Origin of the sequence: Mycobacterium hippophais (genome assembly GCF_027529605.1) — a bacterium.
In the GTDB taxonomy this organism is placed as follows: domain Bacteria; phylum Actinomycetota; class Actinomycetes; order Mycobacteriales; family Mycobacteriaceae; genus Mycobacterium; species Mycobacterium arseniciresistens.
On sequence record NZ_JAPZPY010000012.1, the window covers coordinates 182,337 to 188,349 of the forward strand.

General features: G+C 71.2%; 6 protein-coding genes. 1 reads left to right on the forward strand and 5 read right to left on the reverse strand.

What is annotated here, in order from left to right:
* Positions 1-23: 23 nt before the first annotated feature.
* Entirely contained in the window at positions 24-308 is a 285-nt protein-coding gene (locus tag O6P37_RS23020) for a DUF2277 domain-containing protein (RefSeq protein ID WP_269896247.1), read from the reverse strand.
* Between the two features lie 37 nt (positions 309-345).
* Between O6P37_RS23020 and O6P37_RS23025 the strand changes: the two genes are divergently transcribed.
* Positions 346-1,107: an enoyl-CoA hydratase gene (locus tag O6P37_RS23025; protein WP_269896248.1), complete on the forward strand. Its 762-nt coding sequence runs from the start codon at positions 346-348 to the stop codon at positions 1,105-1,107.
* A gap of 10 nt (positions 1,108-1,117) precedes the next feature.
* On the opposite strand, the gene O6P37_RS23030 is transcribed toward O6P37_RS23025, so the two are convergent.
* The 4 genes from O6P37_RS23030 to infB form a co-directional block, all read right to left on the reverse strand.
* Positions 1,118-2,449: an MATE family efflux transporter gene (locus O6P37_RS23030; RefSeq protein WP_269896266.1), complete on the reverse strand. Its 1,332-nt coding sequence runs from the start codon at positions 2,447-2,449 to the stop codon at positions 1,118-1,120.
* Between the two features lie 16 nt (positions 2,450-2,465).
* Positions 2,466-3,476: a DHH family phosphoesterase gene (locus O6P37_RS23035; RefSeq protein WP_269896249.1), complete on the reverse strand. Its 1,011-nt coding sequence runs from the start codon at positions 3,474-3,476 to the stop codon at positions 2,466-2,468.
* A complete protein-coding gene (gene rbfA / locus O6P37_RS23040) occupies positions 3,451-3,969 on the reverse strand; it encodes a 30S ribosome-binding factor RbfA (RefSeq protein ID WP_264013512.1) in 519 nt (172 codons plus the stop codon). Before rbfA ends, O6P37_RS23035 begins: the two co-directional genes overlap by 26 nt.
* A partial coding sequence (gene infB, locus O6P37_RS23045; RefSeq protein ID WP_269896250.1) for a translation initiation factor IF-2 occupies positions 3,969-6,013 on the reverse strand: 2,045 nt, incomplete at its 5' end. The genes rbfA and infB, both read right to left, overlap by 1 nt.

Genomic DNA, 6,013 nt, shown 5'->3' on the forward strand with positions numbered 1-6,013 from the left:
CGCCGGGCCGGTGGGCGCCGGCGTCACGCCGAGGTCTGCGCGGCCTTGGCGGCGATGCGGGCCCGCACCTCGGGGCGGCGCAGCGGCGGCACGGTCTTCGGCGGCTGACGCCGCTCGGGCAGCGTCGACAGCAGCCGGGTGGTGGTGGCGGTGACCTCGGCGACGGCCACTTCGAACGCCTCCTCGTTGGCCGTCGACGGCCGGGTGATGCCGCTGACCTTCCGGACGTACTGGCGCGCCGCGGCCTCGATCTCCTCGTCCGTCGCCCGCGGCTCCAGCCCACGCAGTTCAGTGATGTTTCGGCACATGACGACCACGATAGGCGCGGTCGCTAGCGTCTACCCCATGACCGACGCCGACGACATCCTGCTGATCGACACCACCGACCGGGTGCGCACCCTGACGCTGAACCGGCCGCAGGCCCGCAACGCGCTCTCGGCGGCGCTGCGCGGCAAGCTGTTCGGCGCGCTGCGGGACGCGGAGACCGACGACGACGTCGACGTGCTGATCTTCACCGGCGCCGACCCCGTGTTCTGCGCCGGGCTGGACCTCAAGGAACTCGGCGACCAGACCGAACTGCCCGACATCTCGCCGAAGTGGCCGCACCTAACCAAACCGGTGATCGGTGCGATCAACGGCGCCGCCGTCACCGGCGGGCTGGAGATGGCGCTCTACTGCGACATCCTGATCGCCTCGGAGCAGGCCCGGTTCGCCGACACCCACGCCCGCGTCGGCCTGATGCCCACCTGGGGGCTGTCGGTGCGGCTGCCGCAGAAGGTCGGTGTCGGGCTCGCCCGCCGGATGAGCCTGACCGGCGACTACCTGTCGGCATCCGACGCGCTGCGGGCCGGACTGGTCACCCAGGTCGTCGCACACGACGAGCTGCTGCCGACCGCGCGACAGGTCGCGGCCTCGATCGTCGGCAACAACCAGCGCGCGGTGCGGGCGCTGCTGGACTCCTACCACCGCATCGACGAATCGCAGACCAACGCCGCCCTGTGGATCGAGGCCGACTCGGCGCGGCGCTGGATGGCGACGGCGTCCGGCGACGACATCGCCGCCAACCGCGCCGCGGTGTTCGAGCGGGGCCGCGCTCAGGTGCGCTGACAAACGCCGGTCACGCCGTTCCGGGCACCAGCCAGCGGCCGGACAGGGCGCGCCAGCCGACGAACACCAGTCGCAGCACCATGAACGTGCTCAGCCCCGCCCAGATGCCGAGCAGTCCCCAGCCGAAGGCGAGCGACAGCCAGATCAGTGGCAGGAAGCCCAGCAGCGCCGCGGCCAGGGTGGCGTTGCGCATGAACGTGGCGTCCCCCGCGCCGAGCAGCACGCCGTCGATCGCGAACACGATGCCCGCGATCGGCAGCTGCGCCACCAGGAACCACCACGGCACCGCGATCTCGTCGAGCACCGACCGGTCGCCGGTGAACACGCCCGGCAGCACCGACGCGCCTGCGGCGAACACTCCCGCCAGCGCCGCGGCGGCCGCCGTCGAGAACACCGTCACCCGCCACGCCACCGACTTGGCGTGCGCCAGGTGGCCGGCTCCGAGGGCCGCGCCGACCAGCGACTGCGCCGCAATGGCCAGCGAATCGAGCACCAGCGCAAGGAAACTCCACAGCTGCAGCACCACCTGGTGCGCGGCCACGGCGGCGGCGCCGAACCGTGCGGCCACCGCCCCCGCGGACACGAAGCACGCCTGGAACGCCAGCGTGCGCAGCACCAGGTCCCGGCCCATCACCACCTGTGCGCGCAGCACCGCCGGCGCGGGCCGCAGCGCGACGCGCTCCACCAGCAGCGCCCACACGAACAGCAGCGCGGCGATCCACTGGCCGACGAGATTGGCGATCGCCGACCCGGGCAGGCCCAGCCGCGGCGCGCCGAGCAGGCCGTAGACCAGCACCGGGCACAGCACCGCCGACACGGCGAAGCCGAACACCACGTAGCGCAGCGGCCGCATGGTGTCCTGCACGCCGCGCATCCAGCCGTTACCCGCCGCGGCCACCAGGATGGCGGGCACCGCGAGGCTGGCGATGCGCACCCACGGCAAGGCGGCCTCGGCGACCTCGCCGCCACCGGACAGTGCGGACACCAGCGGCACCGCCGCGACCTGCACCGCGGCCACGATCGCCGTGCCGATGGCCAGCGCCAGCCAGGTGGCCTGCACGCCCTCGCCGACCGCAGCGGTGCGATCACCCGCCCCGAAGTAGCGCGCCGACCGGGCGGTCGTGCCGTAGGACAGGAATGTCAGCTGGGAGCTGAGCACGCCCATGATCAGCGCGCCGATGGCCAGGCCGGCGAGGCTGACCGCGCCGAGGCGGCCGATGACGGCCAGGTCGAACAGCAGGTAGACCGGCTCGGCGGCCAGCACACCCAGCGCCGGGAACGCCAACGCCGCGATGCGCCGGGAGGTGACCGGTTCCGGCCGTGCCGCGACCGGCTCGGGCAGGTCCCCGCTGACGTCGTCAGCCAAGGGCGGAATGCAGCGCCGCGACCACGTCGTCGGCGGATCCGCTGGCCGAGTAGCCGGCCGCCAGCCGGTGTCCGCCGCCACCGAACGAACTGGCCACCGTGGCGAGGTCGAAGGACTTGGCGCGCATCGACACCGACCAGTGCAGCGGTTCGATCTCCTTGAACACCGCCGCCACCTCCGCCTGCGCGGTGGTGCGCACGATGTCGACGATGCTCTCCACCTCTTCGGGCCGCGCGGTGGACCACTCATCATGCGCCACAACGGCGTACACCAGGCCGCGGCCACCCGCGGCGTCGGGCACCAGGCGCGCAGAGGCCAGCACCCGCGACAGCATCGGCAGCCACGCGAACGGATGGGTGTCCAGCAGCGTGCGGCTGATCGCGGCGTTGTCGACGCCCAGCTCGACCAGCCGGGCCGCCAGCCGGTGCGCGCGGGCGCTGGCCCACCGGAACGACCCGGTGTCGGTGGTCAGCCCCGCATACAGGCAGTGCGCCACCCCGGCGTCGATCGGCTTGCCCCAGGCGTCGAGCAGTTCCGCGACCAGCATGGTGGTCGAATCCGCCGACGGATCGACGTAGTTGGCGCTGCCGAACAGCTGATTGGAGGCGTGGTGATCGATCACCAGCACGTCGCGGTCGGGATCGACGTCGAAATCGGCCAGGTCACGCAGCGCACCCAGGCGGTTCACGCTCGGGATGTCGACCGTGACCACCAGGTCGGCGTCGCGCCGCACCGCGTCCGGCTGGACCAGCAGGTGCCCGCCGGGCAGCGACTGCAGCGACTCGGGCAGGTCCTCGGGAGCGGCGAAGCTGACCTGCACGGCCTTGCCCGCCTGTTCGAGGATCAAGGCCAGCGCCAGCCCCGCGCCGATCGTGTCGGCGTCGGGATAGACGTGACAGACCACGCTGACGGTGCCTGCCGCGGACAGCAGCCCGGCGGCCGTGTGCGCGTCGACGCGCGTGCCCGGCAGCGCGACGTCAGTCGCCTTGTCTGTCGTTGTCACCGGTGTCCTCAACATCGAGTCCGTTGTCTTGCCCGTACTCCGAGTCCCCGCCGGTTTCCTCCGCCCCCGTCACACGGTACGGGTCGGCATCGCCTGCGTGCCTGGCGCCCTGCCGAACTCTCGCCAAATCCTCATCTGCGGCACGCGCACGCGCCAGCAGCGCCTCCATGTGCGCAGAGGTCTCGGGAACCTTGTCGAGCTCGAAAGCCAGTGTGGGAGTGAACCGCACGCCGGTGGCAGCGCCGACCTTGCTGCGCAACGTGCCCTTGGCACGCTCCAGCGCCGCTGCCGCGGCGGCGTAATCGGGTTCGTCCTGCAGCGTCTCGCCGCGCACCGTGTAGAACACGGTGGCGTCGTGCAGGTCACCCGTCACCTTCGTGTCCGTGACGGTCACGAAGGCCAACGGGGGATCCTTGATCTCGAACTCGATCGCCGACGCGACGACGGTGCCGATGCGCTTGGCCAGCCGGCGTGCCCGTGCCGGATCGGCCACTACGTCCTCGCTTTTTCGACGAGTTCGTACGCCTCGATGATGTCGCCTTCCTTGATGTCGGAGTACGTCAGCGTGAGACCGCATTCGTAACCCTCGCGCACCTCGGTGGCGTCATCCTTCTCGCGCTTGAGCGACGAGATGGTGACGGTCTCGGCCACCACGACGTTGTCGCGCAGCAGGCGGGCCTTGGCGTTGCGCCGCATGATGCCCGACTGGACCAGGCAACCCGCGATGTTGCCGACCTTCGACGACCGGAAGATCGCGCGGATCTCGGCGCGGCCGAGCTCCTTCTCCTCGTAGACCGGCTTGAGCATGCCCTTGAGCGCGGCCTGGATCTCGTCGATGGCCTGGTAGATCACCGAGTAGTAGCGGATCTCGACGCCCTCGCGGTTGGCCAGCTCGGTGGCCTTGCCCTCCGCGCGGACGTTGAAGCCGATGATGATCGCATCCGAGGCCGACGCCAGGTTGACGTTGGTCTCGGTGACGCCACCGACACCGCGGTCGATGACGCGCAGTTCCACCTCGTCGTCGATCTCGATGCCCAGCAGGGCCTCCTCCAGCGCCTCGACGGTGCCGGAGTTGTCGCCCTTGAGGATCAGGTTCAGCTGGCTGGTCTCCTTCAGCGCCGAATCCAGGTCCTCCAGGCTGATCCGCTTGCGCGAGCGCGCCGCCAGGGCGTTGCGCTTGCGGGCGCTGCGCCGGTCGGCGATCTGCCGGGCGATGCGGTCTTCGTCGACCACGAGCAGGTTGTCACCGGCTCCCGGCACCGACGTGAAGCCGATGACCTGCACCGGCCGCGACGGAAGGGCATCGTGGATGTCCTCGCCGTGCTCGTCGACCATGCGCCGCACGCGGCCGTAGGCGTCGCCCGCGACGATCGAGTCGCCGACCCGCAGCGTTCCGCGCTGGATCAGCACGGTCGCGACGGGGCCGCGGCCACGGTCCAGGTGCGCCTCGATCGCCACACCCTGGGCCTCCATGTCCGGGTTGGCCCGCAGGTCCAGCGCCGCGTCCGCGGTCAGCAGGACCGCTTCGAGCAGCGCGTCGATGTTCGTGCCCTGCTTGGCGGAGATGTCGACGAACATGGTCTCGCCGCCGAAGTCCTCGGCGACCAGGCCGTACTCGGTGAGCTGACCGCGGATCTTGGCCGGGTCGGCGCCCTCCTTGTCGATCTTGTTGACCGCCACCACGATCGGCACGTCGGCCGCCTGCGCGTGGTTGATCGCCTCGACCGTCTGCGGCATGACACCGTCGTCGGCCGCGACCACCAGGATCGCGATGTCGGTGGCCTTCGCACCACGGGCACGCATGGCGGTGAACGCCTCGTGACCGGGGGTGTCGATGAAGGTGATCGGCCGCTCGGTGCCGTCGTGCTCGACCGTGACCTGGTAGGCGCCGATGTGCTGGGTGATGCCGCCGGCCTCGCCCTCGCGGACGGTGGCGTTGCGGATCGTGTCCAGCAGTCGGGTCTTGCCGTGGTCGACGTGACCCATGACCGTGACCACCGGGGGCCGCTGCTCGAGGTCCTCTTCGCCGCCCTCGTCCTCGCCGTAGGTGAGGTCGAAGGATTCGAGCAGCTCGCGGTCCTCGTCCTCCGGGGACACGACCTGCACGACGTAGTTCATCTCGTTGCCGAGCAGCTCGAGGGTCTCGTCGCCCACCGACTGCGTGGCGGTGACCATCTCACCGAGGTTGAACAGCGCCTGCACCAGCGAGGCCGGATTGGCGTTGATCTTGTCGGCGAAATCGCTCAGCGACGCGCCGCGGGCCAGCCGGATGGTCTCGCCGTTGCCATGCGGCAACCGCACGCCGCCGACGACCGGCGCCTGCATGTTCTCGTATTCGGCGCGTTTCGCCCGCTTCGACTTACGGCCGCGCTTCGGCGCGCCACCGGGACGCCCGAAGGCACCCGCGGCGCCGCCGCGCTGGCCTGGACGACCACCGCCGCCGCCACCGGGGCGACCGCGGAATCCGCCACCGGCACCGGCCGGTGCACCCCCGCCACCACCGGCGCCGCCGCCGCGGTAGTTGCCACCGCGTCGGC